The following is a 25779-nucleotide window of genomic DNA, read 5'->3' on the forward strand; positions in this document are numbered from 1 at the left end:
TCTTGGACACATTTTAGTAGAGACGGTTAAGCCATTTTTTCTTTTGCTAATTCTTCAAATTCCTGTGGGGTTAGATAGTGAATCGAGCTATGGATTCGATTTCGGTTATAAAATCCTTCAATGTAGCTAAATAGCGCTCGATTTGCTTCTTCAAAATCTGAGTAGCTAGTCGTGTAGACTTCTTCTTTTTTCAATGAGGCATGGAAAGATTCGATTCCAGCATTATCATAAGGTGTTCCTTTTCTACTATAAGAATGCCTTATTTTGTTGGTTTTAAGCCATTGTTCCACTTCTCTTGCTGTGTATTGGCTGCCCAAGTCAGTGTGTAGAATCATTCCTTCTGGAATGTGATAATGTATTTTTGCTTTATTCAATGTTTGAATGACACAATCCACAGTCATTCGTTTTGAAAATGTATAACTAATAATTTTTTTCGTGTGTAAATCCATGATTGAAGATAAGTAACACCAACCATTTTTCTTAGTAGGAATGTACGTAATGTCAGCTGCCCATTTCTCACAGATCGTTTCAGTAGAAAAGTCCTGATTTAAGAGATTCTCTTTTGAAATGATCGGTTTATTAGACCTTTGAGGTCTATATTTTTTAACTACAATCGACCTTAAATTTAATTGTTTCATTAGCTTTTGGACATGTTTAAGAGATACTGAAATCCCTTCTTTTAATAAAACTTGATGGATCTTTGTGGCACCATAGCGTTGTTTATTCGTAAAAAAAATTGTTGAAATCTTCTTTTTCAACTTATTATTTCTGATTTCTGTAGCTGTCAACGGTTTATTCTTATAAAAATAATAGACACTTCTAGGGATTTCTAATAACCGACACAACAAAGAAACAGTGTAATCCTTACACCATTTTTCAATAAATTGAACAAGCGAATTTAGGTTTTCCGAGAGAATATGGCTGCGGCTTTTTTTAAGATTTCAAGTTCCTCATTTAAACGAGCATTTTCTTTTCTCAGTTCAGCTACTTCTTTTCCAGTCAGTCCTGTGGACTGATCAGGTAAATATAAATTCTTCCATTTGTAAATCGTTGCTTCAGATAAGCCATATTCTTTCGCTAACCCTTGAACAGAACGTCCAGTTTGATTCAGTTCAACAATCATTTGTTTAAAATTTTCTTCATATCGGGTCATAAAAATTCATCCTCTCGTAGATAAGTTTAATTTATTCTTGTCTCTACGAAAAGCTGTCTAAGATTTGATACTAACACCAATATGAGGATATTGCCATGCTTCCCACGTTGCAACATTAGCACGAGCTTTTGTTTCCATTTTTACTACCATAAGACGACCGTTCTCGTCTTTTCTATAGATACATTCAAGTTATCATCGTTAGAATAACTAGTATTTTTGATGATATTTTGTTCGCTAGCAAAAACAATTCCAGTTGGGAGAATTGTTGATCCAAAAGTTAGTAACAAGGTTGATAATAGCAAACTTTTTAATAATATTTTTCTTGATGTCCGCCTCTTAAAATAAATTGTAATATACGTATTTACGAATTTAATATAACATGTGACTTGTTTTAAAAGAGAAAAAATCACAAACAGTTGTTTTGAAGTCATAATCGCTAGTGTCATTTGACGTGCTAGTAAACAGAATGTATTGCCTAAAAATTATCCTTTAGACGAAAGAAACAAAAATTAGTTGTATCTATTTTAATTATTATGATACAGGCAGCAGAGCATATGTTTTTGATGTTTTTAATACTTGAGAAATTTCATAGTAAGTAGTAAGGTACCTACTGGTTCAAAAAGATGTGGACATTGATCTATTAGTATAGAAGTAATTGATTGATTTTATTAAAACTCGACATAAAAGCTTTAAAAAGAGACATGGAGAATAAAGAAAAGAATTAGTGATAGAATGATAGTATAATAGTTTTTACTTCATAAGATAACAACTGCTCAGTAGTCAACTGAAAGTGGTTGTTTTTTGTTTTCTCTATCTTTTCAAGATATCTTTTATAAATGGTTTTTCTTTAAACATGCCAACGTTTTGCGCGTCTAGAAGACGAGCAACCAGAACCTGTATATAATTTAATCATGATACATTCCTCCAATAGCTAAATATTTATGAAATAATAACATGAAGAAATAGTCGAAAAGTGCCATTTATAGGTGTAAAATAAGAAAATGTTGTCACGTATAAAGGAACGAACGAGATAAGAAATGCTATCAAAGGAACCCCAATAAAAAAATCAGAAAATGGAATATATTTTTTTGATTTCTAACCATAAAATGGAAAATAGTAGTAAACGAAACATCATTAGAAGAAAGAACTAGAAAAAAGAAAGAAGGCATACGTATGTCAAACACAGCCGACGCAATAGTAGTGATCGATTTACAAAAAGGGGTATGTTTTGATTCTTCACCGATACACGAATTAGAAATAGTGACAGCATTAGTGAATAAAAGAATCAAAACATACGAAACGATTGGAAAGCCAGTTATTTTCGTTCAACACGAAGATGATCAATTAGTGCCACAAACAAAACCATGGGAGCTATTGTCGGAATTATCTATTCCTGAGCACAGTTATTTTGTGAGAAAAACCCATGCGAATTCATTTTATAAGACTAATTTGAGTGTTTTATTAACTGAATTGGACTGTCATTCGATCGAATTATGTGGGGCACAAGCAGAGTATTGTATAGATACGACTGTGAAGTTTGCTCATGGATTAGGATATCAACTTATGATGTGTAGAGGAGTAACAACAACTTATGATAATCCTTTTATGAAAGCAAAGGAAACAATCGCTTTTTACGAGAAAATTTGGGATAAGCGATTTCTGACATTTTTGGAGCAATAAGTTGTTTCTTCGTTTAAAAAAAGCAGAATGAATACTGGTTTATCCATTCTGCTTTATTACGTAAAATGAGAAAATAATCCTGTTCTATTTTTATGGGATAAACCGTTTACTTTTTGTATAAAAAATGTTTGCGTTTACATATAATTCTCCTAGAAACATAAAAAGGAGTGAATAGCTTGAGAACAAAACAAGTATTAAAGGGAGCGTTGGTCATCTTATTTACTGTAAGTACAAGCGTCCCGCAATGGTCAGTATATGGAGAGAGCATTTCTTCCGAATCGGAATCTCGGGAGGTAGAAACCACAGAAACTACTGATGCTGGAAATGAAACGAAATCGAGTACTTCACAAACAGAAACAAATACTGAAACAACGGCTGAGACATCTGTTACTAGCACAGATCAAGAAACGACCGCTACCACAGATAACCAACAAACAGAAGAAGCAACAGCTACAAAAACGTCAAACGACGAATCCTCTTCTGCTAAAGTAAGTGACAAAGAGAATGGGACAGAAAATGATGATATCGGTAAAGGCGAAAATTTCAATGGTAAAGAATATTTGAATTACTTCGGTAAACAGATGACAGAAATATTTAATGGACCAGTAGAAGAAATTAACGCACGACTAATAGGTTTAGTATTAAGTGAGCTTTTTGGTAAGGATTATGGTGTAGATAAAGAGATTATCAAACATCTGATTGCTACTTATCTATTGTATGATATCGCTTTTTCTAAAAATAGTGTGTTGATGTCGATGCTTGGAGGTACAGATGATGGTACGACGCCTACAGAAAACACAGGCTTCTATCCAAATACAAAACAACTTCATCAGACTGTACTAAACAAACAAGATGGCAAAATGATGGATGTATATGCATATTATGTCGATCAAGGTTCAGATAAAACAGTCATGATCCATGGCGGATTTCGAGGGAATTGGAATAACGGGATCGTTACAGAAGAATACAATGATTTTTATAAGGCCGGGTATAATTTATTTTTTGTTGATTCCAGAGCGACTGGTAATAGCGGAGGCGATTATGTGACCTATGGACAATATGAGTCAGATGACGTCCTTTACTGGATAAATCAAGAAGTTCGAGAGCGGCCATCTCAAAAGATTTTACTTTATGGTGGTTCGATGGGAGCAGCTACGATGATGTCTGTATTAGCGAAAGATATTCCTGTCAATGTCAAAGGAATTATTGGAAAATGCGGATTTGCATCAATTGATGAACAACTACGTTTTACGTACAGCCAGACAGTAGTCCCCGCACTACCGGATGCCATAAAAAATCAGTTAGACATCATTGGGGATCAAGAGCATGAAGATTTATTTATGGGCCTTTTGAAACAATACTATTTTGATCAGGAGATGCATTTGGATACAAAAGCTGCTCTACCTACGATTGGAATGTCAGATTCATTGCCTAAATTGATTATCCATGGAACAGCAGATGATGTAGTACCTGTGTCTAACGCGCAAAAATTATATGAGTTATCAGGAGGGTATAAAGATCTTTTATTAGTAGAAGGAGCAGGGCATGGAAGGGCACAGGAAGTTGACCATGCTGCCTACACGAAACATGTAACGGACTTTTTGAAAGTAGTGTTCCATGATCAGATAAACGTAAAGTATGTGGATGAAAACAATAAAAGTCTACTCAAAGACCAGGACGAAATCCAGCTTTACGGAGCTTATGGAGAGAATTATATGACAGAGCAAAAGACATTCGAAGGATACGAATTAGCAAATGTTGAAGGACCGACTGAAGGGGTTTTTAATGAGACGATACCAACTATTATTTACCATTATAAAAAAATCCCAGTAGCTCCACCAAAAAAGCAAGATCCGACAGAGAATGCAGACAATAAGGGAAAGAATGAACCTCGAGAGGATCAATCAAGTGATGATACGCAACCGATTCAGATGACAGTGAAAGTACAAAAAAAGAATGTTGCCGAAAACTGGAGAAAAGAAAAATTCGCTTCTCATTTATTCAGGTGAATTTTTATCTGTTAGCACGATTATCACATGGATTTGACGAAGAAAGAGAGGGTAAATGAATGAAATGGTTCAAGCGAATAGTGATTGCAGTGCCAGTTATCATCGTAGTTATTTTAGTCACTGTATTTTTGATTAATCAAATCACACCAAAGCCGATTAGCTTGCTTATTAGAAAACAATTTGACACAAGTGAAAAAGAACAAGTATATGCCCGACCAGATGATTTCCAGCAAAAAATCGAACAAATCGATATAAAAAAAGAAATATCCTATCCTTCAAAATACAAAAATAATAATATGGATATCTACGCACCGAAAGTGGAAAAGAAAAAGTTACCGATTCTTTTCTGGATGCATGGAGGCGCATATGTAGGAGGGGATAAAAATGATTGTCGTGATTATTTGGAATATCTATGTTCAGACACGCAGCAAATCATCGTAAATATAGATTATGAACGATCACCGGAAGCAAAACATCCTACACCAGTTATCCAATTGAACGAAGCCATTCAAGCAGCTAAAAAAGAGATAAAAGATCAAGCAGATTGGTCGAATATTTCGATTGGTGGAGATTCGGCAGGTGCACAAATTAGTGGAGAATATTTGTTAGCACTTCAAAATGAAGAAATTAAAAAAGCTGATCATCTTGATCCGACTTTGGAGAACAAGCAGATTACGAAGTTTATTTCTTTGTCTGGTCTGTTGGATCCTTCTGCATTTACTCAAGTAAGTGATAAAATCTCTAGCTTTCTTTATGAAAAATGTGGATGGGCTTACTTTGATAATAAGGACTTTGAACAATCAGAGAAGGTCAAAAGTTTAGCCTTGGTCAGACATGCGGATCGTTGGACGCAAAACACATTCTTAACGGATGGAAATACAAATACGTTTACGAAACAAATGGAAGAAGTAACTTCTGTATTTGAGAAAGCGGGGGTGAAAGTCACAAAAGTAGATTATGCGGAGAAAAATGCTGTTTTGAACCATGAATATCAGTTTGATTTCAGCAATAAACAAGCGCAAGAAACATATCAAAAGTTAGTAATGTTTTTCAAGGAGTAAAGTCTTATGATGCAAAAGAGGTTGTAATCTGTCACTTAGCTCCAAGTCACAAGGAGCAATTTCAATAAACAAGCTTTTCATGGTTTATGAATATTGTAACTTGTGACTGAGGAGTTAGAGATGGCAAGGGGCACCTTTTATTCGAAATTTGGGAATATCACACGATTATTGTCACGATCTCTTTTACGTAAATTTTATAAGTCAGATTTGTTGTTTTGATCGTTTAAAAAAAGCAACAAATCCGAAGCCTGCGGAGGCAAGAAGGGACAAAAAGCCGAGTGGTAAGCAAAAGAATGCTGGTTCCACTAATATTCCGTTGTTATTGATATAAGGCTGGGAACAAAGATGAATAGCAAATAAAATCAATGCACTAGCGAAAAAAAGCAAAGAAATATGGATAGCTTTCATAAGCAGCACCTCCTTTTTTATAATTGTATGATAAATAGATTAAGAATCTATAAATGTGACAAGTTTGTTAGGATGTGAATAAAATGATCATCCAGCGAACTTGAAACAAAGATGGCTAATGATAAGCAATTAATGATTCAGCAATCAGATAGTTACAAAGTTTACTATCATACGTCTAGACCAATAATAGAAAATATGGGAATATAATAGAAAAGATTTAGGATACCCCCAAAAGAATTTCCCCAAAAATTCGATGTATCCTAAACTTTTTTATTTTACATAACAATCATATCAACTGTGAAATAAAATTACAAATGATAACCTAAAATGAGGCCAAAAGCCAGTGTTATCAAGGAAATACTTAATTTACCAAAATTTTTTTAATTTTTTAGAAAATAAGAAACAAAAATAATAAAAAAAGAAAAGATAAATTTTTTACTACTGTATGGTGTTAGTATCAAATCTTAGACAGCTTTTCGTAGAGACAAGAATAAATTAAACTTATCTACGAGAGGATGAATTTTTATGACCCGATATGAAGAAAATTTTAAACAAATGATTGTTGAACTGAATCAAACTGGACGTTCTGTTCGAGGGTTAGCGAAAGAATATGGCTTATCTGAAGCAACGATTTACAAATGGAAGAATTTATATTTACCTGATCAGTCCACAGGACTGACTGGAAAAGAAGTAGCTGAACTGAGAAAAGAAAATGCTCGTTTAAATGAGGAACTTGAAATCTTAAAAAAAGCCGCAGCCATATTCTCTCGGAAAACCTAAATTCGCTTGTTCAATTTATTGAAAAATGGTGTAAGGATTACACTGTTTCTTTGTTGTGTCGGTTATTAGAAATCCCTAGAAGTGTCTATTATTTTTATAAGCGCGAATTGTAAAATTAAGTTAGAAAAATAAAAAGGCATTTATGGTACACTCAAATTGTATTTCCGACGAAAGAAAACAAAGGAGTGTAACCATAAATGACCTACAAACATCTTACCATAGACGAACTGACAATGATAGAATCATATTATCTTCAACATAATAAGCCGGTTGAAATCGCTAACCGAATGGGACGTGCTATACAAACTATTTATAATGTAGTCAATAAGTTCAAGCAAGGTAAGACTGCTCTTGATTATTGGCACCAGTATAAAGAAAAAATGTGGTAGAAAAGTCATTCAATTACCTGCTCATGAAGTAGATTACATTAAAGAGAAAGTCACTCTTGGTTGGACGCCTGACGTCATTATCGGGCGAAAAGAAAGACCTGTTTCATGCGGTATGAGAACCCTTTATCGTTTATTTTCTAAAGGAATATTTGATATTGACACACTACCGATGAAAGGTAAAAGAAAACCCAATGGCCATCAGGAAAAACGGGGAAAACAACAGTATCAGCGCTCAATCCATGATCGACCTGATAATTATCCTGATTTCAATTTAGTTGAAAGATTATCTAAAGTCATTATCACGATTAAACCCAACGGCCGTAAGGCATTAGATATTGAAACTGCCCTTAATCAATGGTTTTCTCGCTTCCCTAAAAACTTCTTTAAATCTATTACGTTTGACTGTGGAAAAGAATTTTCTAACTGGAAAGCCATTAGTAACCAACATGATATTGATATATATTTTGCGGACCCTGGAACACCTTCTCAACGCCCATTAAACGAGAATTCTAACGGGATTCTGCGTCGTAATGGACTGCCGAAATCAATGGATTTTAGAGAAGTGAATCAGACATTTATTTCCAGTGTCAGCAATCAACGTAATCATATTCCAAGAAAATCATTGAATTACAGAACACCAATCGAAATATTTTTGAGCTATGTACAAGAAGCATTTTATTCTAGCTTAATTTGACAAATCATAAAGAATAAACCGTTGACAGCTACAGAAATCAGAAATAATAAGTTGAAAAAGAAGATTTCAACAATTTTTTTTACGAATAAACAACGCTATGGTGCCACAAAGATCCATCAAGTTTTATTAAAAGAAGGGATTTCAGTATCTCTTAAACATGTCCAAAAGCTAATGAAACAATTAAATTTAAGGTCGATTGTAGTTAAAAAATATAGACCTCAAAGGTCTAATAAACCGATCATTTCAAAAGAGAATCTCTTAAATCAGGACTTTTCTACTGAAACGATCTGTGAGAAATGGGCAGCTGACATTACGTACATTCCTACTAAGAAAAATGGTTGGTGTTACTTATCTTCAATCATGGATTTACACACGAAAAAAATTATTAGTTATACATTTTCAAAACGAATGACTGTGGATTGTGTCATTCAAACATTGAATAAAGCAAAAATACATTATCACATTCCAGAAGGAATGATTCTACACACTGACTTGGGCAGCCAATACACAGCAAGAGAAGTGGAACAATGGCTTAAAACCAACAAAATAAGGCATTCTTATAGTAGAAAAGGAACACCTTATGATAATGCTGGAATCGAATCTTTCCATGCCTCATTGAAAAAAGAAGAAGTCTACACGACTAGCTACTCAGATTTTGAAGAAGCAAATCGAGCGCTATTTAGCTACATTGAAGGATTTTATAACCGAAATCGAATCCATAGCTCGATTCACTATCTAACCCCACAGGAATTTGAAGAATTAGCAAAAGAAAAAATGGCTTAACCGTCTCTACTAAAATGTGTCCAAGATATTGACTCAAATCCAGTATACTAACTTTGTTATCGCATCTAACAAGTAACTCGAATAATACCAATACAACCTTCTCCAAAGATGCGATGACATACGTTCTAACCCACCGACTATTGATGTTCTGTACCACCCTTGCAGAACCAAAAAAGCCACTACCAAATATTTGGTAGTGGCTTTTTTGGTTTTATGGATTTTTCGCTTTTTATGTTATGGTGCTATTCTTTGATTTCAGAAATCGTATGTCGAACTTTAGCGATAGAACGACGTGATTCTTTTTCGTTGTAAAACATCAAAATCACATATAGAGAGTCCAAAATGCTTAGTTGAGAAATACGGGAAGCTAAAGCTTCAGATCGGAATTCTGTTTCTTCAGAAATAGAAATAAAAACGACATCGCCAAGTTTAGCAAGGAAGAATTAGCTTGGCTAGTAATAACGATTGTTTTTGCTCCAGTTTTTCTTACGGTTTCAGCAATATGGATTGTTTCTTTTGATTGCCCTGTGTGAGAAATCAAAACAGCACAGTCTTTTTCCGTCAATAAAGAAGCTTCCATCAATTGAATATCAATTGATACACAGCCAGTCAAAGGGATTCAAATTGCCGGGTTGGGAAGAAGAACGGTTGAAAAAATTCGCTCAGCTGGAAAAACTGTATGAAGGAATGACCGAAGAAGAATTATTTGAAAATCTGACTTATTTTTTAGAAAAAGTGATTCCAGTGTGCGAAAAAGCAGATGTAAAAATGGCTATCCATCCAGATGATCCGCCATGGGAACTTTTTGGTTTTCCTAGAGTGACGAAAAATCTTGGCGACTTGAAGAAAATTCTAAATGCAGTAGATTCTCCATATAATGGACTAACGCTGTGCACAGGATCTTTAGGGGCAAATCCGGAAAACGATTTAGTTGAAATCATCCATGAGGTAGGTTCGCGCATCCATTTTGTCCACTTCAGAAACGTGGAGTTTTTAGGAGAAAGAAAGTTCAAAGAAACGGCACATCCCTCTACAGAAGGCTCCCTTGATATGTATCATATTATGAAAGCGTTGGTGCAAGAAGGGTTCGACGGTCCTATACGCCCTGATCATGGTAGAACCGTGTGGGGTGAAGTGGCTATGCCTGGATATGGCCTGTATGATCGTGCAATGGGACTCACTTACATGCAAGGTCTATATGAGGCGATAAGTAAGGAAAAACCACTGGGAGAGCATTATGAATAAAATCAAGCTCTTCATCTTTGATATGGATGGCCTTTTATTAGAAACTGGACGTTTAGCTTATCGTGCTTATGTAAAATCAGCACAAAAGTATGATTATGAAATGCGTAAGGAAGTCTATTATTTACTAACTGGCCAAACAGAAATGGCGATAAGAGAACAAATGGGCATTTTGTACGGAGAAGATGTTCCATATATCAAATGGCGAGAAGCAATCAATCAATATAAAGAAAAAATCGTGAAAGAAGATAAGAGAGTATATACGAAAAAAGGAGCAGAAGAAATTTTATCTTTTGCAAAAGAAAGAGGAATCCATACAATCGTGGCCTCGTCTAATACACGCGAGAAAATAGAAATGTATTTAAGAATGGAAAATCTATACGATTTTTTTGAACAAATCATTTCGGGAGATGACGTGGAAAAAGGAAAACCGGAACCAGAAATCTTTTTGAAAGCTTGTTCAAAAATGAATATTTCTCCAAGTGAAGCACTTGTATTTGAAGACTCGATTGCAGGGATCGAAGCAGCAAGGCGAGCGGGCATTTTGTCTTTTCTCATCAAAGATCATTTGATAGGGTTGCCCGATCATAATGGGAAGCATAAGTTGAAAGTAGATGTAAGTTTATATGAATCCAATAAAGCAGACTATGAATTTTATGACCTGCATCAAGCAAAACGATTTTTAGAAAGTAAAGGGTTGTATCTCTAATAAAGAGGACTATTTTCTAGTCCTCTTTATTTATTGTCCTGCACGACTGAGGGAACAGATGAAAAAGAAGTAATTTTTTATTTTGAAGTATCTACCTTATTTGTAGTGAACAATTTAGAACAAACACAAAACGCATCTACTGTTATCTACCAGTAGATGCGTTTAAAGAGAAGAACGAGAATCGTCCATATGAGGGTTTCCACTCCTTATGCAGATTTTTTTAATTCTTGCACTGCTTGTTCGATTGTAACACCTGTCGCTACATGATTGGTATTTTCTTTGTCAAAAACGACAAATAGATTCAAATCTGTATCCAAGGTTACTCGATATTGTATATCTTTGTTATAGAATGTCATAGCCATTCTCCTTTCTTTAAATACTTGCTGAAAGGCAACGAACGCGTTGATAACGAAATTCCATTTATAAGTATACCACCAATTGAAAGGTTTTCATAGTTAAGAAATTTTAAAGTCAAAAAGCAAATAAACAAGAAAACAAAAAATGAATCAAACGCGGTTATTCAACTTTTTCTTCGATTCGAAGACAATAGAAGACAATGAATTTTATATTTCATTGCATTATCCTTGTGTTATTAGAAAAAGCATGATATATTAAATGAGTAATCTATTTTGAAACGTAATTTGAGCGATATATCTACATAGATAAAACTCCTTTTGCCTATCAAATATTTATTGCAACGAAAAAACGTACATTGATACGTATCAGGAGGAATTTATTTATGAATAACGGTACAGTAAAATGGTTCAACGCAGACAAAGGTTTTGGCTTTATCACTGGTGAAGATGGAAATGATGTATTTGCACATTTCTCAGCTATTCAAGGTGACGGCTTCAAAACTTTAGAAGAAGGCCAAGCAGTGTCTTACGATGTTGAAGATGGTCAACGTGGCCCTCAAGCAACAAACATTGTTAAAGCTTAATAAAAATTGACTTTTAACCGTCTTTTCGAAAGAAAAGACGGTTTTTTTGTACGAAAAAATTCATTGGTCGTTGAATGGGCTGAATAGTAGTGTATAAAACAATTTTGTGGAGCGTGAAGCTTTTATGGTAGAGGAAAATACGAATAAAGTGATGTTGATAAAAAGATTCCTATCTTGAATATGAAACGAGATGTCTTGAAAATGAATGAGTTTGACCAATCATTATCCTATCGAAATTTACAGTTTCGTTCGATTGGTCTGTCAATTAATGAAAAAGTAAAAAAGAATATGTTCTAGGAAGAGGGCGGCACATCTAAATTTTTAAGTAACGGACAGTTCAAATATCAAGCATTGAAAGAGGCTATCCTACTGTTTGAAGGAATACGAGTATATAAAAACGACAAAGAGGAAAAAGTAGTTCATTAAATCCCTTCAAGTGATGAAAGAATGAGATCTAATAAAACCTGATCTTTCATCTATTTTTTAAATAACGTAATAATTTTTTTGTTTTTTGTGCTTTCGCCGTTATTGTAAAGTGATTTAGCATTCTTATTTTTTAAAAATAACTGTGTTATATATTAAAAAAGACATAATAGTTATAAATTTTTTTAAAGAATATTTAGAAATATGATTTGTCAAATTAAGCTAGAATAAAATGCTTCTTGTACATAGCTCAAAAATATTTCGATTGGTGTTCTGTAATTCAATGATTTTCTTGGAATATGATTACGTTGATTGCTGACACTGGAAATAAATGTCTGATTCACTTCTCTAAAATCCATTGATTTCGGCAGTCCATTACGACGCAGAATCCCGTTAGAATTCTCGTTTAATGGGCGTTGAGAAGGTGTTCCAGGGTCCGCAAAATATATATCAATATCATGTTGGTTACTAATGGCTTTCCAGTTAGAAAATTCTTTTCCACAGTCAAACGTAATAGATTTAAAGAAGTTTTTAGGGAAGCGAGAAAACCATTGATTAAGGGCAGTTTCAATATCTAATGCCTTACGGCCGTTGGGTTTAATCGTGATAATGACTTTAGATAATCTTTCAACTAAAGTAATGACGGCACTTTTATGATGAATGCCAACGATCGTATCACCTTCAAGGTGACCAAACTCAGAATTGAAATCAGGATAATTATCAGGTCGATCATGGATTGAGCGCTGATACTGTTGTTTTCCCCGTTTTTCCTGATGGCCATTGGGTTTTCTTTTACCTTTCATCGGTAGTGTGTCAATATCAAATATTCCTTTAGAAAATAAACGATAAAGTGTTCTCATACCGCATGAAACAGGTCTTTCTTTTCGCCCGATAATGACGTCAGGCGTCCAACCAAGAGTGACTTTCTCTTTAATGTAATCTACTTCATGAGCAGGTAATTGAATGACTTTTCTACCACATTTTTTCTTATTTTCTTTATACTGGTGCCAATAATCAAGAGCAGTCTTACCTTGCTTGAACTTATTGACTACATTATAAATAGTTTGCATAGCACGTCCCATTCGGTTAGCGATTTCAACCGGCTTATTATGTTGAAGATAATATGATTCTATCATTGTCAGTTCGTCTATGGTAAGATGTTTGTAGGTCATTTATGGTTACACTCCTTTGTTTTCTTTCGTCTGAAAACAAAAAAAGAAAGCGTTATTATTTTAGTCTATTTTCAGGGGGGTAACCTTATGATAAAAAAACTATTTTTACTATCAATATTAACGCTAGCAATGGCAGGTTGTTCTGACTCTGGCTTAGCAACTGAACTGATCACAAAATCAACTGAAGCCACGACAGAGGAGTTAAAATGTGGAAACGATCACAGTGACTACAGAGGCTTAAATCGACGATGCATGGGAATATTAGGCAGAAGCAATTGTAAGCATCGATGTAGTAATCGAAGAAGGTGTAGAAGAAGCAACAGAAAAATCAAAAGAAAGATCAAAAGAAGCAAACTGTGCTGTGCATCGTATGCAGACGTCGAAGATGCGGTACCTTTAAACCACGTCAGGAGATGTTCATTTATGTCTAGGGAAGCTGGCGATGAACCAAAACTAGAGTACGCTTTTAGTTTTGCACGTGAGGATGAAGATAACCCTAAAACTTACGACATTTTAGCTTGATCTAAGATGGTTAAAGCTTTTTAATGAAGTAAGAGGAGATAGAAGGCTTTTCTAGTTATATTAGGTAAGATAAATTCCTTTTTGCTCCAAATTTGCTAAACATTCTGCTAGATAAACTTCATCGTGTTCCGGATAAATCGGCACGTTGCGCTCTACAGTAGGTAAATCAAAAAATGCTTCGCATGATTTGCCACGATACATAGGATTTTTCCACTCTGGTGCTGGGCTGTAACCACGTTTTTCCATTTCATCCATGACAAGCTGATGATATTGGAATAATCTATAAGGAGAATAGTGAAAAACATAATCCACAGTAGCATGTTTCTTTCCCCAGCCATTTCCTCTTAATGCACAGCATTCCCGATGTTGTCCTAAAAGCTGTTGACGAGGAAGCTTTGAAATCAATTTTTCATGCCATAATCGCATAGAAATATCTCCTTTATATATAGATTGTTAACTTTAGACGTTAAATGAAAAAACCAGCACCAAGGCTGGAAAAAATCACTTAAGTCTGCTTGCTGTTTCTGAGCGACCAATTAGGTAATCAACGGAAATATCGTAAAAGTCAGCGATATAGATTAATTCAATGATGCTTGGAATTTCTTCTCCTTCTTCGTACTTACGATATTTGAATAAAGGAATACTTAACGCGCTAGAAACAGCTACTTGAGATAAAGATCGGCCAGTTCTTAAGAAATTCAGACGACAACGTAAAGTATCCAGTAAAATAGCTTCTTCGATACTCATTTAATCACCTTTCATTATAGTAGAATAGTTATAATGACTATAGAAAGCTACACATGCAATCAATAGTACTCAATGTTTTTTATTTAAACGTATCAAATAAAGAATGACGATCAATAAAGACAAAACCAGTCCTGATAATTCTTCTATAAAAACACTATCGGGTTCAAAGTAGTTGTAATTAAAAACTTTCCACATAAAGTAGATAGCCGGAAGAGTCAAAATAGCTAAATAAAACCGTTCTTTGTTCAATTCATAAGATAAACAATACTTGCGACCAGTGCGACCGCAGGCACCCAAAACAAAACTCTCACCAACGTAATCATGTAACGGACTCCTCAACGATTCATATAATAAAAGATAACATGTTATTGCATACATCACAAATGAAATGCTAGGAAAATAAAAGAAGAATAGATCAATGAAAAATGAAAAAGCAGAACAGTTTTCTGCTGATAAGCAGGAACTGTTCCGCTGAATGTGTCTTATCTATCGAGAAAAAATCAATGGATTGATATCTAAGTAATTCAATACATATAAAAAGAGGACGATCGCATTCACTAAAAAGGAAAGAATGATGATCCCATAGCGAATGGAAACATATTTAACAAATACTTTTGTTTGAATACGGGCATATCTTTTTCCTTTATAGCTGAGCATCATGACAAGAAGCAAAAGGGTAATCACACCTTGAAAAATCATTCCAATAAACAGAATTCCTGAGGTTTGATAATTTAATTGGAGAAAATAAGCTGCTGCCGCAACTAAATCGAATAAAATCGCAATAAATGGCAAAATAATCACTCCTAACATTGAGAATAAATAAAAGAATCACATTTTTTCTAAAATAAGCAAATAAAAATTAAAGTAACAAAATAGTTATGAAACAAGTAAAAGAAATAAGAATAACAATATTATTTTACTTATATTTTGAAACTTGTGAGAGTTTGTCATTCGTGCTATAGTTGAAAAGTAACAAAAATAAATTTTATTTATGATGTACCTTTAGCTCAGTTGGTTAGAGCAGACGGCTCATAACCGTCCGGTCGTAGGTTCGAGTCCTACAAGGTACATAAGAGGTTGTGAAAAAGCTGCCCTGCATCAAGTAATAAGAACAGCCAAGTAAAAACAGCTCCTTATGTTTTTTACTTGGCTGGACTTATTACTGCAGATGCAAGCTTTTGAATACCGTTTAAGGAAGAGGTTGTGAAATCAGCGTTTTGACCTGAGTATTAGAGAAACAAACGGAAAAATAGTTCCTCATATTTTGCCGTTTGTTAAGCTAATACCGAGGGTCAGCTGATTGAACACCATTTAAGAAAGAGGTCGTGAGCCTGCCGTTTCACTCTGTGTCATAAAAAAGCCAATCTACTTTGATAGAAAAAGCACGTAGGACTAAAACAGTTCTGCGTGCTTTTTTTATTGTGTGCTAAATATCGTAAATGAAGATAGATATTTTTATGATTCGACGATAGAGACGTTGAAATCTTTCAACAGCTCTAAAGCGGATTCTCCGTGTTTTCTACTGGAGACTAACATTGGATCAACAAAAAAGTCTGCTTCAGGAAAAGCACTCTGCAGGCCTATCAGATTAGAGAGTACACACAAGTTTGTTTCAATCCCGACTACTTCGATCTCTTTTTGTTCTTCTTTGCTTTCAAATAAAGTTTCCTGGATTTCAGCTAAAGTTTCAGGTGGAATCGTAAAGTAATACTTTTTAATCACTCGTTCATTTTCTTGTGGAGAAAGAAGAGGGATCAATTGCAAATCTTCTCGTTCTTCTTCTTTGTCCTTCAGTTCAACTGGAATATCCCGTGTGAAGAGAATATATTCATTATTTTGGCGTGCTTTAGCTAATCTTTGAGCAATACGTTCTGCCAATTGATCTGACTCTGGAATATAAAATTCGCTGTTTGGATCAAGAATATGATTTTGCATATCAATAATAACTAACATTTTCTTTCCTCTTACATTCATATCGTCATTTTTTTATTTTCAATAGAAGTTTTTTAAAATATAAGCAACACCAGCTTCTTCATTCGTCAGCGTTACTTGGTTTGCAATTTCTTTTACTTGCCGCTGTGCATTCCCCATCGCAATACTCAACCCGCTGTAATTCAACATAGCAATGTCGTTTTCTTGATCGCCAAAAGCCATGATGTCACTCGATTCGATTCCAAGGTAATCCGCCAGAAAAACAAGTGAATGAGCTTTAGTGATACCTGTAGGCGTGATTTCTAAGAAATGCGGATCAGAGAATACTGATTGGATACCATCTGCTTGCAGATCTCTTTGTAGCTTCTGTAGTTTTTCTTCACTCTTATCTGTTAATGCTAATTTAAGATAGCTAAGAGAAGGATATTCCAACATATTTAAAATTTGATCAAAAGAATGGTTCTGCAAATTGAAATGTTCATAATAAGGGTCATCTTTGACTAGATTTGATTCATCGAATGTCAGCTGATCATCTTGGGTTTCTCGGCTAGCAATGATGGATATTTTCGCTTCTTGAGCATAGAAGAAGGCTTTTCTCAGTGTAACGCTATCTATTTTTGAACGTCTGAGAACTTTCGCCATTTTTCCATCCTTCATTTCAGCAATCAGTGAACCATTGGAAGAAATCAAATAGCCACCGATTCCTAATTCGGAAAAAATATCTTTAGCAGAAATGCTGTTCCTTCCGGTAGCGACGGTTACGATTCCGCCATTTTCATCAAATTTCCGAAGTGCTTGGATATTTTCTTCTGGTATCTTTCCATTTCGATCAAGTAAGGTACCGTCTAAATCAATCGCTGCTAGTTTCATTTTATCTTCCTACTTTCTTTTTACATATCTAATTTCCTGTTACCTTAAGATTAAATGAGAATTTAAAAAAATGAAACTAACTTGCTTTGTCATTATGAATTTTTTCAAAAAACATTCTTAAGAAAAAGGTGGCTATATATAGTAGTTTTTGGTCAATACCTTTGAATAAAAAGCCATGAAAAACGAATAGTTAGCGCTTACTAATGCGTTTTGTGATAAAAAAATTTTAAAATATTCAATGAAAACAAAGCATATATTTTGCTTTAAAACCAAATGAGGAATATTCTAGATGTAGAATAGGTTAGAAAAAGATTAGAAAAAGGAGTGATTTTGATGGAGAAGAGATACGGCGTAGTTCCTGTGGTAACTGCTTCAGACGAAAATTATGCTCCTTACTTGAGCGTGATGATCGCAACTGCATTAGAAAATTGCAATAAAACAAGACGCATAAAATTTTATGTGATTGACGATGGTCTATCAGAATATAGTAAAGAAGGATTGGAAGAAACGGTAAATAAATATTCAAGTAATGCAAGTATCCAATTCCTGACAGTGGAAAAAGATATCTACGAAGACTTCCTAGTCAGTGACCATATCACAACTACCGCTTACTTAAGAATTTCTTTACCAAACTTATTAGCTAAAGAGGATTATAAGAAAGTCCTTTACTTAGATTCAGATGTGTTAGTACTAGACGATATCGTAAAACTATATGATGAGCCGTTAAATGGAAAAACAATCGGCGCTATTATCGATCCAGGCCAAGTGAAAGCTTTGGAAAGATTAGGAATCGATTCCGATGACTTGTACTTCAATTCAGGAGTGATGGTGATTGACATTGATCAATGGAATAAAAAAGAAATTACAGAAAAAACTATCCATTACCTCAGTGAAAATGGCGATCGAATCATCTATCACGACCAAGATGCTTTGAATGCTGTACTTTATGAAGATTGGGAACAACTTCATCCAAAATGGAACATGCAGACTTCGCTGATTTTTGAACGTCATCCAGCACCAAATGAAAAATATGAACGTCAGTATAAAGAAGGAAATGAAAAACCTTCGATCGTTCACTTTACAGGACATGATAAACCTTGGAATACGTTGAAAGATCATCCGTATACCAATTTATACTTAAAAAAATTAGCACACAGTACTCTAACGAAAGTAGGCGAGATCAATGAATAAAAAAGAAATAGCAGTAGTCGCAAGTTGTAACACAAAATTCGTACCACATTTAGCTGCATTATTTGTCTCAGTATTAGATAATTGCAACCCGTCTAAATTTGTTCGGTTCTATGTGATTGACGATGATATCGATTTTGAAAGTAAACAGCTTTTACGCTTCTCAGTGAAAAACGCACGAATGAACTCAGATGTGGAATTCTTGAAAATCAATAAAGAATTCTTTACAAATGTGGTAATCAGCGATCGTATTCCGGAAACAGCTTATTATCGTATTGCGATTCCGGAATTGTTCCGCGGCACAGAAGTTGAACGTATCTTATATATGGATTGCGACATGATCGCTTTACAAGATATCTCTAAATTATGGCGTCTTGACTTCGGTGATTCAATCGTAGCAGCTGTTGAAGACGCTGGGTTCCATCAACGACTGGAAAAAATGGAAATTTCAGCTAAATCAATGCGTTATTTCAACTCAGGTTTGATGCTGATCAATGTGAAAAAATGGTTAGATGAAAATATTACGCAAAAAGTATTAGATTTCATCGAACATAATCCAGAAAAATTACGATTCCATGACCAAGATGCATTAAATGCTATCTTACATGACCGTTGGTTACCACTTCATCCGCGTTGGAATGCACAAGGCTATATCATGGCAAAAGCAAAAAAACATCCAACAGCAGCAGGCGAACGTGAATACGAAGAAACTCGCAACAATCCTTACATTATCCATTTTTCAGGACATGTGAAACCGTGGAGCAAGGATTTTGAAGGGCCAACGAAGAAATATTACGAAAAATATGCAGGGATGACGGCTTTCCGCTGTGTAGCTAAATTCCCTAAATATCCAAAATACGCAAAAGTTCAACCAAAAACAGATGTATATAAATTGAGTTAAATTGTATTCGTTTTCCCTCCTATAGGCGTATACTAAAGAAAACACTTGAGGAGTGGGGAACATGGAAACAGAACGCCAAATCCGTGAATTGGAAAAAGCGATGAATACGACAGACAACCGCCGGTTGTACGAGCGTTTCCTGGCAGTCAAGTTGGTTCTTGAAGGCCACACCCGGAAAGAAGCCGGGCACACCATCGGCCCCGACGAGCATACTGTCAGCCACTATGTGAAAAACTACTGCCATAATGGAATCCAAGGTTTAGTCTCCAAAAAACAAAGCGGACGACCTTCACGGCTGACAGATGAACAGGAAGCGGAACTGGTCCAAATCGTCGCCTACCACACTCCGGAGGAAGTAGGTTTCAAATCCCGTGCCAATTGGACATTGGCGATTGTGTGTGACCTGATTCTCCGGGAATGGAGTTATGGATATACGCAAAAAGGCGTGGCGGACCTCCTTCACCGGCTAGGACTAAGCTGGACCCGTCCGACGTATACCCTCAAAAAAGCGGATTCCAAGAAACAACAGGTATTTTTGGAAGAAACCTTCCCGAGCCTAAAAAAAATTGCTGAATAGCGATATTGACCACCTCCTATTCGAGGACGAAACCATGATCCGGGATTACCAAGCCATTGGCTGCACCTGGTTTCTCCGCGGCCACCAGCGAAAAATCCCCACTTATGGACAACACAAAGGGGTAAAATTGATAGGCACCTTGGATTATGAAACCGGTCGGATCATTTGTACAGAAGAAGGGGCATACGACGCAGCGGCCTTCCTCCGTTTTCTGGAGCGGACGTTGCGGGAATACCCCACCGGAAAAATCGTGATGGTATTGGATAATGCCCTTATCCACCACGCCAAGCTGATCCAGTCTTTTCTTGAAGAAAACGCTAGGCGCCTGGCACTCATCTTCCTCCCTCCCTACAGCCCTCAGTTGAACCTAATGGAAGGCGTTTGGAAGTGGCTCAAGGAATCGGTCATCAACAATGTTTTTTTTGACCACGTCCAGAAAATCAAACAGTCGGTCCGCGGTTTCTTAGCCGATGTAAACGAGCGTCCCCTTGTGGTGATTGACCGACTGTGCGTGCGGATGTAAAGTATTTAATTCAACCTATATAGTTGTTAAATAATAGAAGACAACAACTGAAGAGGGGGAGTAGGAATGGAAATTACAATGTCTAAAAATGCAGTAGAGACGTTAATTGAAAAGGTTGGGGAAAATACAAAAATCGCACTCGCGCTCATCAATGATTCCGATCCATTTTTAAGGGACAAAGGTGCTTTTGCAAAAGGCAGCTTTTTTCAAATCATTCCTTTTGTTTCGGAATTTGGAGAATATGCGACTAAAATCGAGCATCCATTATTGGACATCTATACATCTAAATTAGAGCAAAATTATTTCGGTAAACGATTGAACATGGACTTCAACAAACAGCTTGACAGCTTTTCATTAGAAAATGAAATCGCAGTACTCGATTATAATATCAAATTAAAGAACTGCTTCTTCAGCTAATAGTTTCGAGAAAGTCCAAAAAGGAGGTATACATTGAGATACTACTTTGTGGATGAAGAAAAGAATGTAACAGAAACAGATGAAAAAAAATATAATTGGCTCGTACTTGATAGTGCAAAGCCCGAAGAGATTGAGCAAGCAATCGAAGAATTCGAGCTTCCTGATGATATTTTCGTAGGAACCGAATATCCGGAAGAAGTTTCTCGGATGGAGCGCCTTTATGAGACGAAACTAGAGCATCCATTTTCTTTGGTAGTGATTAATCTAGATCAGTCAGATAATCGTATCGAAAAAAAATTAACGCCAATATCTTTTGTACTTTCCGATAATCTCTTGATTACTTGTATCGATAGAAAAACCGAATTTGTGGATCGGCTGCTGACAAAGCATGGAAATCATTTAAACTCGTTTGAAAAGATCATCACGTATACATTATTAGATATTTACACCCATTACGTGAAAGAACTAAGAGAGATGAAAAAGCGAATTGACGCTTTGGATAAAGCAGCTCGTAAAACAACGGAAAATGAAGAACTGTATAAACAGGCAGATCTTGAAAGAGACATCGTATATATCGATCATACCTTAAGAGATCAACGGGAAACAATGGATCAATTATGGAATTCTGAAACTTTCATCAAACGTTTAGATGATGAACAGCTACTCTATGATGTCCATTTGAGACAGCGACAAACAGAAAAAATGATCGAGATCTATCGAGATTTATTAGAGAGTATTGGTGATCTATTCAACGGGATGATGGACAATAATCTAAATCATATCATGAAATATCTAGATTCAGCTGCATTAATCATTTCCGTTCCGGCGTTGTTCGCAGGGATTTGGGGAATGAATACAGGAGGATTACCGGGTAAAAGTTCTGCTCTAGGCTTTATACTCGTAGTCTTTGGCTCTTTGATAGCAGCAGTAGTTTTAGGTTACCATTTATACCGGAAAGATTATACAAATTAAAGAATCTATTTAAAACAGGTATCAAACAAAGAAATTTGTTTTGGCAATACAATTTAAAAACTAGGAGGAATACAGCGATGACAGAACCAAAATTAATCGACCCGCGAAACTTGTACCATACGGAGAAATTTCCTAAACAAGATCAGGATACACCCGCTTTACAGCAGAATATGATTCCTGTTCCTGATTGTGGAGAAGAATCCTATGAAGGCAATAATCAACTAGAAAACCGCCGTGTACTAATCACTGGTGGAGATTCAGGGATCGGTCGTGCAGCAGCGATTGCATTTGCTAGAGAAGGGGCAGATATCGCTCTTCAATTCTTCCCAGGAGAAGAAAAAGATGCAGAGGAAGTAGCAAAATACGTGAAAGATGCAGGACGTAAGATTGTCTTACTACCTTTTGATCTTCGTGACGAACAAGCACCTAAAGAAATCATAGATAAAGCCGTGAGTGAACTTGGCGGGCTAGATACGATGGTACTAAACGCAGGACAGCAAATTTCTTGTCAGTCTATTGCTGAGTTACCACTTGAGCAAGTCAAAGACACATTTATGATAAACATCATCGCTATGTTTGCTTTAGTGAAAGAAGCTGTTCCGCATATCCCAGCAGGAGGAGCAATCGTAACAACAACTTCTGTTCAAGCATTCAATCCAAGCGAACATTTATTAGATTACGCAGCAACAAAAGCTTCAATCGCTAACTTTACGATCGGTTTAGCAAAACAGCTTGCATCTAAAGGAATCCGTGTAAATGGTGTAGCACCTGGTCCAATCTGGACACCATTACAACTAGACGAAGGACAACCTTCTGATTCGATCCCTGAATTTGGTCAGCAAAGTTTACTAGAACGTGCAGGTCAGCCAGGAGAATTAGCACCAGTTTATGTTTTCTTAGCATCGAATAAAGCAAGTTATGTTACAGCCCAAATTTACGGAGTAACTGGTGGAGAAGCGATCAACTTATAAGAAGTTGATCGTTTCACCCCTATGAGGAGGTGCGAAAATGAATAAAGGTGTAAAAACGATCGGAGTGATCGGAACGTTACTTTTGCTATCTGTGCTTTTGTTTGCGATACTATTAAGTGCAACCTATCCATTGCCTTTTCAGCTAGAGAAGTTTCGATTCTTTTCCATCACTAATTCATACGTGCAACAATATGTATTTTGGCTTGCCGTTGCATTTGCTATTTTGACAATTATCACGTTACTTGTTTTCCTGTTTTATCCAAAAACAATCGGAAACTTTCTACTGAAACATGGTGATGGGGAGTTGACGTTGGATAAAAAAGCAATTGAAGGAATGGTTCGTTCTCACTTGCATGAAGATGAATTCATCCATTCACCAAAAGTAAATGTCAAAGCAACGAAAAACAAGATCGCCGTCAATGTAAAAGGGGAGTTGAAACGAACTTCAGCACTCATTGGTAAAACAGGAACATTGATGAAAGAAATCGAAAATGAAGTACAACACATATTGGGAACAAAAGAGCCAGTGAAAGTATCGGTGAAATACACAGGCTTTGAAGAACCAGCTAAACGAAGCAATGACCGCAAACGAGTAGAATAGGGGGGGACCAAAAATGAAAGAACTATTTTCGACATACAAGCTCCCTATCATCTTTGGGGTACTTGGATTGATATTAGCCGTTTTATGGATCACCGTGGGCTTTTTCAAGACCTTATTGATCTTGATCATGGCAGCGATCGGCGTCGCTATCGGTTTTTATCTGAAACAAACGAAAATCTTAGATCACTATTTTAAATCTTAGGAGGAAACATCCATGAATAACAATAACAAAAATAATAACAATAAAATGAACAACCAAAAACCAGTGTCTACACACCCAGACCCAACGACACCAAACCAATCAAATGGTGTGAACGATGAAAAGAACAAAACAGCACCAGTATCTGCACATCCAGATCCAGTAGTCCCTAACGTTCAACAAGGAGTAGAAGAGAAGAAACATGATGCAGAAAAGCATGCACCTCATCATCCAGGAACTCCAGAATCTAAAGTTCCAGAACAACATGATGCAATCGATCCTTCTAAACCTGTGGAAGAGCAAAAACATCCTTCTGACCATGCGAAAGCACAAGAAAAACTTAGTTCTGACCACACAAACGGACAAGGAAAACTTGGTTCTAATCATACAAATAACCAAGGAAAGCATGATTCTGAACAGGAAGATTCAATGCGCGGTGAGCTGAATTATGAAGATAAAGTTGTGCAAAAAATCATCGGAATCGCAATTGAACAAGTAGACGGTTTATTATCTGCAAACGGTGGTTTCTTCTCTAATGTGACAGGAAAACTTGTGAATACAGATAATGTAACGGCTGGGATCGAAACAGAAGTCGGTAAAAAACAAGTAGCAGTTGATATGGATGTCATTGTGGAATATGGCAAAGATATCGAAAAAATCTTTGAAGAAATGCAAGAAATAATCGGCAAAGAAGTAAAAAATATGACACACTTAGAAGTGATCGAAGTTAACGCTAACGTAGTGGACATCAAAACAAAAGAAGAATTTGAAAAAGATCAAGAAACGGTGCAAGACAAAGTAACTGACGCAGCGAAAAAAACCGGTGAATTTGCTTCGAATCAAACAGATAAAGTAAAATCAGCAGCTGGAAGCGGCGCACAAAAAGTAAAAGAAAATACAGAACCACGGGTTCAGTAATAAGGAAGTAAAACATTAGGAGGAACGAAACATGGGATTTATTTGGTCACTTATCGTCGGAGGAATTATCGGAGCAATTGCAGGAGCAATCACGAATAAAGGTTCTTCGATGGGGATTATTGCAAATATCGTAGCAGGTTTAGTTGGATCAGCACTTGGTCAAGCATTATTAGGTTCTTGGGGACCAAGTATTGCAGGAATGGCAATCGTGCCATCATTGATTGGTGCCATCATTTTAGTACTAATCGTATCATTCTTTGCTCGAAAACTGTAAAAAGACTTTTAAAAGAGGTCGTGAAAAAGCTGTTCTTCATCAAGTAATAAGAACAGCCAAACAAAAATAGCTTCTCATATTTTTCATTTGGTTAGGCTTATTATCGAAGATGCAAGCTTTTAAACACTGTTTATTCGGAATAAGAGGCTGTGACAAGACTTTTGTCACAGCCTCTTATTTATGCGGGCAAATTCCCAATTAGATTTTTAAAAGTTTTTCCTTAAATGTGTCCTTGTTGATTGCTATAAGACAGCTTTTTCACAACCTTTTAATAAAACAATGCCTCCCTAAATTTTCTTGAGATAGGAAAGGTGAACATACAAAATAATACGACCACTTGGAAAACCCAGATGATCCACAAATGGATCGTATGATACTGATGAAGTAAAAAGCAATGGATCAGAAACTCAAAGAGATTGAAAAAGACAAGGAAGAAATATATCTCTTTTTTACTCTTGTCTGTTTTAGCCAATAATAGCTCGTAAAGTAATCTAGACAAACAAATAGAAGTAAATAAAGTTTCGTAAGAGCAGTAATCGTATCATGTTGCTCTGCTAGACGATTGACGAGCAGGAAAAATGTTGGTAATGGAATATAGATCACGAGTAATGAAAGAAAAAAGTAAACAATAAATGGCATACTATTCCTCCTAATTGTGTGAGTTCGCCCTCATTTTAAAATAACGATATTTGTTTGTGAAGCTTTTTCGTGTCGTAACAAATGT

Annotated in this window: 24 protein-coding genes, 1 tRNA gene and 7 pseudogenes; 20 read left to right on the plus strand and 12 right to left on the minus strand. The window is 35.8% G+C overall.

The annotated features are described in order from the left end of the window. Positions 1 to 26: 26 nt before the first annotated feature. Positions 27 to 1153 (minus strand): IS3 family transposase gene (locus MKX69_RS05800; RefSeq protein WP_172892721.1). Its coding sequence is split into 2 segments (ribosomal slippage): positions 27 to 925 and positions 925 to 1153, totalling 1128 coding nucleotides; the frame shifts between segments, so codons are not numbered across the junction. A gap of 1173 nt (positions 1154 to 2326) precedes the next feature. On the opposite strand from MKX69_RS05800, the gene MKX69_RS05805 reads away from it, so the two are divergent. The 3 genes and pseudogenes from MKX69_RS05805 (at position 2327) to MKX69_RS05815 (ending at position 5903) form a co-directional block, all read left to right on the plus strand. Beyond that, the gene (locus tag MKX69_RS05805) at positions 2327 to 2833 is read left to right on the plus strand and encodes a cysteine hydrolase family protein (protein ID WP_341009263.1); all 507 of its coding nucleotides are present in this window, start codon (positions 2327 to 2329) and stop codon (positions 2831 to 2833) included. Positions 2834 to 3000: 167 nt separating this feature from the next. Then, positions 3001 to 4879 (plus strand): annotated as a pseudogene (locus MKX69_RS05810) (alpha/beta fold hydrolase). A 22-nt stretch (positions 4880 to 4901) separates the two neighbouring features. Continuing rightward, positions 4902 to 5903, plus strand: a complete 1002-nt coding sequence (locus tag MKX69_RS05815; RefSeq protein WP_341009265.1) for an alpha/beta hydrolase — start codon at positions 4902 to 4904, stop codon at positions 5901 to 5903. 201 nt (positions 5904 to 6104) lie between these two features. Here MKX69_RS05815 and MKX69_RS05820 read toward each other — a convergent pair whose 3' ends face one another. Further along, positions 6105 to 6311 carry a DUF3955 domain-containing protein gene (locus MKX69_RS05820; RefSeq protein WP_002296638.1) on the minus strand — a complete coding sequence of 69 codons (207 nt, stop codon included), beginning with the start codon at positions 6309 to 6311 and terminating at the stop codon, positions 6105 to 6107. 525 nt (positions 6312 to 6836) lie between these two features. Here MKX69_RS05820 and MKX69_RS05825 point away from each other — a divergent pair. The 3 genes and pseudogenes from MKX69_RS05825 to MKX69_RS05835 all read left to right on the plus strand — a co-directional run. Next, a complete protein-coding gene (locus tag MKX69_RS05825) occupies positions 6837 to 7091 on the plus strand; it encodes a transposase (protein WP_000199136.1) in 255 nt (84 codons plus the stop codon). Between the two features lie 197 nt (positions 7092 to 7288). Beyond that, positions 7289 to 8174: pseudogene (locus MKX69_RS05830) on the plus strand (IS30 family transposase). 42 nt (positions 8175 to 8216) lie between these two features. Beyond that, positions 8217 to 8957, plus strand: a pseudogene (locus MKX69_RS05835) (IS3 family transposase); the annotation flags it as partial. Positions 8958 to 9199: 242 nt separating this feature from the next. On the opposite strand, the pseudogene MKX69_RS05840 reads toward MKX69_RS05835, so the two are convergent. After that, a pseudogene (locus tag MKX69_RS05840) lies at positions 9200 to 9546 on the minus strand (MurR/RpiR family transcriptional regulator); the annotation flags it as partial. Here MKX69_RS05840 and uxuA point away from each other — a divergent pair. Together uxuA and MKX69_RS05850 are read left to right on the plus strand one after the other, a co-directional pair. Continuing rightward, a pseudogene (uxuA, locus tag MKX69_RS05845) lies at positions 9534 to 10202 on the plus strand (mannonate dehydratase); the annotation flags it as partial. The pseudogenes MKX69_RS05840 and uxuA sit on opposite strands and share 13 nt — an antisense overlap. Further along, positions 10195 to 10908: an HAD family hydrolase gene (locus tag MKX69_RS05850; RefSeq protein ID WP_081156677.1), complete on the plus strand. Its 714-nt coding sequence runs from the start codon at positions 10195 to 10197 to the stop codon at positions 10906 to 10908. The pseudogene uxuA and the gene MKX69_RS05850, both read left to right, overlap by 8 nt. 206 nt (positions 10909 to 11114) lie before the next feature. On the opposite strand, the gene MKX69_RS05855 is transcribed toward MKX69_RS05850, so the two are convergent. Continuing rightward, positions 11115 to 11264, minus strand: coding sequence for a hypothetical protein (locus MKX69_RS05855; RefSeq protein WP_002296658.1), 150 nt, complete (start codon positions 11262 to 11264; stop codon positions 11115 to 11117). Between the two features lie 383 nt (positions 11265 to 11647). Between MKX69_RS05855 and MKX69_RS05860 the strand changes: the two genes are divergently transcribed. Continuing rightward, positions 11648 to 11848 carry a cold-shock protein gene (locus MKX69_RS05860; RefSeq protein ID WP_002293303.1) on the plus strand — a complete coding sequence of 67 codons (201 nt, stop codon included), beginning with the start codon at positions 11648 to 11650 and terminating at the stop codon, positions 11846 to 11848. Positions 11849 to 12483: 635 nt separating this feature from the next. Here the strand turns inward: MKX69_RS05860 and MKX69_RS05865 are convergent. From MKX69_RS05865 to MKX69_RS05885, 5 genes and pseudogenes are all read right to left on the minus strand, one after another. Continuing rightward, positions 12484 to 13443, minus strand: coding sequence for an IS30-like element IS6770 family transposase (locus tag MKX69_RS05865; RefSeq protein WP_341009267.1), 960 nt, complete (start codon positions 13441 to 13443; stop codon positions 12484 to 12486). Between the two features lie 582 nt (positions 13444 to 14025). Beyond that, complete coding sequence (locus MKX69_RS05870; RefSeq protein ID WP_002296662.1) at positions 14026 to 14391, minus strand: TIGR02328 family protein; 366 nt, start codon at positions 14389 to 14391, stop codon at positions 14026 to 14028. A 75-nt stretch (positions 14392 to 14466) separates the two neighbouring features. Then, the gene (locus tag MKX69_RS05875) at positions 14467 to 14712 is read right to left on the minus strand and encodes a helix-turn-helix domain-containing protein (RefSeq protein ID WP_002339228.1); all 246 of its coding nucleotides are present in this window, start codon (positions 14710 to 14712) and stop codon (positions 14467 to 14469) included. A 69-nt stretch (positions 14713 to 14781) separates the two neighbouring features. Beyond that, a pseudogene (locus tag MKX69_RS05880) lies at positions 14782 to 15035 on the minus strand (hypothetical protein). Between the two features lie 163 nt (positions 15036 to 15198). Beyond that, positions 15199 to 15522, minus strand: coding sequence for a hypothetical protein (locus MKX69_RS05885; protein ID WP_002321681.1), 324 nt, complete (start codon positions 15520 to 15522; stop codon positions 15199 to 15201). Between the two features lie 186 nt (positions 15523 to 15708). Between MKX69_RS05885 and MKX69_RS05890 the strand changes: the two genes are divergently transcribed. After that, a tRNA-Ile gene (locus MKX69_RS05890) sits at positions 15709 to 15782 on the plus strand. A gap of 385 nt (positions 15783 to 16167) precedes the next feature. On the opposite strand, the gene MKX69_RS05895 is transcribed toward MKX69_RS05890, so the two are convergent. Both MKX69_RS05895 and MKX69_RS05900 read right to left on the minus strand, forming a co-directional pair. Beyond that, on the minus strand, positions 16168 to 16665 hold the full coding sequence (locus MKX69_RS05895; protein ID WP_002296667.1) for an isochorismatase family cysteine hydrolase: 498 nt from the start codon (positions 16663 to 16665) through the stop codon (positions 16168 to 16170). 39 nt (positions 16666 to 16704) lie between these two features. After that, positions 16705 to 17514 (minus strand): Cof-type HAD-IIB family hydrolase, encoded by an 810-nt coding sequence (locus MKX69_RS05900; protein WP_341009272.1) that lies wholly within the window; start codon positions 17512 to 17514, stop codon positions 16705 to 16707. 333 nt (positions 17515 to 17847) lie between these two features. Here MKX69_RS05900 and MKX69_RS05905 point away from each other — a divergent pair, with 333 nt between their 5' ends. From MKX69_RS05905 to MKX69_RS05950, 10 genes are all read left to right on the plus strand, one after another. After that, positions 17848 to 18705 carry a glycosyltransferase family 8 protein gene (locus MKX69_RS05905; RefSeq protein WP_002296670.1) on the plus strand — a complete coding sequence of 286 codons (858 nt, stop codon included), beginning with the start codon at positions 17848 to 17850 and terminating at the stop codon, positions 18703 to 18705. Then, positions 18698 to 19603, plus strand: coding sequence for a glycosyltransferase family 8 protein (locus tag MKX69_RS05910; RefSeq protein ID WP_341009275.1), 906 nt, complete (start codon positions 18698 to 18700; stop codon positions 19601 to 19603). Before MKX69_RS05905 ends, MKX69_RS05910 begins: the two co-directional genes overlap by 8 nt. 61 nt (positions 19604 to 19664) lie before the next feature. Continuing rightward, positions 19665 to 20703, plus strand: a protein-coding gene (locus tag MKX69_RS05915; RefSeq protein WP_142434254.1) for an IS630 family transposase whose coding sequence is annotated in 2 segments (ribosomal slippage) — positions 19665 to 20162 and positions 20164 to 20703 — 1038 coding nt in all. Because the reading frame shifts where the segments join, the coding sequence is not laid out codon by codon here. A gap of 66 nt (positions 20704 to 20769) precedes the next feature. Further along, positions 20770 to 21120, plus strand: a complete 351-nt coding sequence (locus MKX69_RS05920; RefSeq protein ID WP_002296672.1) for an iron-sulfur cluster biosynthesis family protein — start codon at positions 20770 to 20772, stop codon at positions 21118 to 21120. Between the two features lie 48 nt (positions 21121 to 21168). Continuing rightward, the gene (locus tag MKX69_RS05925; protein ID WP_002376595.1) at positions 21169 to 22092 is read left to right on the plus strand and encodes a magnesium transporter CorA family protein; all 924 of its coding nucleotides are present in this window, start codon (positions 21169 to 21171) and stop codon (positions 22090 to 22092) included. 77 nt (positions 22093 to 22169) lie between these two features. Then, positions 22170 to 23063, plus strand: coding sequence for an SDR family oxidoreductase (locus MKX69_RS05930; protein WP_341009281.1), 894 nt, complete (start codon positions 22170 to 22172; stop codon positions 23061 to 23063). A 37-nt stretch (positions 23064 to 23100) separates the two neighbouring features. Then, a complete protein-coding gene (gene amaP / locus MKX69_RS05935) occupies positions 23101 to 23664 on the plus strand; it encodes an alkaline shock response membrane anchor protein AmaP (protein ID WP_002296677.1) in 564 nt (187 codons plus the stop codon). A gap of 13 nt (positions 23665 to 23677) precedes the next feature. Then, positions 23678 to 23866 carry a DUF2273 domain-containing protein gene (locus MKX69_RS05940; RefSeq protein WP_002291274.1) on the plus strand — a complete coding sequence of 63 codons (189 nt, stop codon included), beginning with the start codon at positions 23678 to 23680 and terminating at the stop codon, positions 23864 to 23866. Between the two features lie 12 nt (positions 23867 to 23878). Beyond that, the gene (locus tag MKX69_RS05945) at positions 23879 to 24781 is read left to right on the plus strand and encodes an Asp23/Gls24 family envelope stress response protein (RefSeq protein WP_341009284.1); all 903 of its coding nucleotides are present in this window, start codon (positions 23879 to 23881) and stop codon (positions 24779 to 24781) included. A 31-nt stretch (positions 24782 to 24812) separates the two neighbouring features. Beyond that, a complete protein-coding gene (locus tag MKX69_RS05950; RefSeq protein ID WP_325826013.1) occupies positions 24813 to 25055 on the plus strand; it encodes a GlsB/YeaQ/YmgE family stress response membrane protein in 243 nt (80 codons plus the stop codon). Positions 25056 to 25323: 268 nt separating this feature from the next. Here the strand turns inward: MKX69_RS05950 and MKX69_RS05955 are convergent. Next, a pseudogene (locus MKX69_RS05955) lies at positions 25324 to 25694 on the minus strand (hypothetical protein). Between the last annotated feature and the right edge of the window lie 85 nt (positions 25695 to 25779).

It is taken from the genome of Enterococcus sp. FSL R5-0957 (assembly GCF_038008005.1).
GTDB lineage: Bacteria > Bacillota > Bacilli > Lactobacillales > Enterococcaceae > Enterococcus_B > Enterococcus_B faecium.

Bases quoted from the DNA above. Each gene is read 5' to 3' on its own strand.
- MKX69_RS05805 (WP_341009263.1), top strand. From the start codon at position 2,327: ATGTCAAACACAGCCGACGCAATAGTAGTGATCGATTTACAAAAAGGG.
- MKX69_RS05815 (WP_341009265.1), top strand. From the start codon at position 4,902: ATGAAATGGTTCAAGCGAATAGTGATTGCAGTGCCAGTTATCATCGTA.
- MKX69_RS05820 (WP_002296638.1), bottom strand. From the start codon at position 6,311: ATGAAAGCTATCCATATTTCTTTGCTTTTTTTCGCTAGTGCATTGATT.
- MKX69_RS05825 (WP_000199136.1), top strand. From the start codon at position 6,837: ATGACCCGATATGAAGAAAATTTTAAACAAATGATTGTTGAACTGAAT.
- MKX69_RS05850 (WP_081156677.1), top strand. From the start codon at position 10,195: ATGAATAAAATCAAGCTCTTCATCTTTGATATGGATGGCCTTTTATTA.
- MKX69_RS05855 (WP_002296658.1), bottom strand. From the start codon at position 11,264: ATGACATTCTATAACAAAGATATACAATATCGAGTAACCTTGGATACA.
- MKX69_RS05860 (WP_002293303.1), top strand. From the start codon at position 11,648: ATGAATAACGGTACAGTAAAATGGTTCAACGCAGACAAAGGTTTTGGC.
- MKX69_RS05865 (WP_341009267.1), bottom strand. From the start codon at position 13,443: ATGACCTACAAACATCTTACCATAGACGAACTGACAATGATAGAATCA.
- MKX69_RS05870 (WP_002296662.1), bottom strand. From the start codon at position 14,391: ATGCGATTATGGCATGAAAAATTGATTTCAAAGCTTCCTCGTCAACAG.
- MKX69_RS05875 (WP_002339228.1), bottom strand. From the start codon at position 14,712: ATGAGTATCGAAGAAGCTATTTTACTGGATACTTTACGTTGTCGTCTG.
- MKX69_RS05885 (WP_002321681.1), bottom strand. From the start codon at position 15,522: ATGTTAGGAGTGATTATTTTGCCATTTATTGCGATTTTATTCGATTTA.
- MKX69_RS05895 (WP_002296667.1), bottom strand. From the start codon at position 16,665: ATGTTAGTTATTATTGATATGCAAAATCATATTCTTGATCCAAACAGC.
- MKX69_RS05900 (WP_341009272.1), bottom strand. From the start codon at position 17,514: ATGAAACTAGCAGCGATTGATTTAGACGGTACCTTACTTGATCGAAAT.
- MKX69_RS05905 (WP_002296670.1), top strand. From the start codon at position 17,848: ATGGAGAAGAGATACGGCGTAGTTCCTGTGGTAACTGCTTCAGACGAA.
- MKX69_RS05910 (WP_341009275.1), top strand. From the start codon at position 18,698: ATGAATAAAAAAGAAATAGCAGTAGTCGCAAGTTGTAACACAAAATTC.
- MKX69_RS05920 (WP_002296672.1), top strand. From the start codon at position 20,770: ATGGAAATTACAATGTCTAAAAATGCAGTAGAGACGTTAATTGAAAAG.
- MKX69_RS05930 (WP_341009281.1), top strand. From the start codon at position 22,170: ATGACAGAACCAAAATTAATCGACCCGCGAAACTTGTACCATACGGAG.
- amaP (WP_002296677.1), top strand. From the start codon at position 23,101: ATGAATAAAGGTGTAAAAACGATCGGAGTGATCGGAACGTTACTTTTG.
- MKX69_RS05940 (WP_002291274.1), top strand. From the start codon at position 23,678: ATGAAAGAACTATTTTCGACATACAAGCTCCCTATCATCTTTGGGGTA.
- MKX69_RS05945 (WP_341009284.1), top strand. From the start codon at position 23,879: ATGAATAACAATAACAAAAATAATAACAATAAAATGAACAACCAAAAA.
- MKX69_RS05950 (WP_325826013.1), top strand. From the start codon at position 24,813: ATGGGATTTATTTGGTCACTTATCGTCGGAGGAATTATCGGAGCAATT.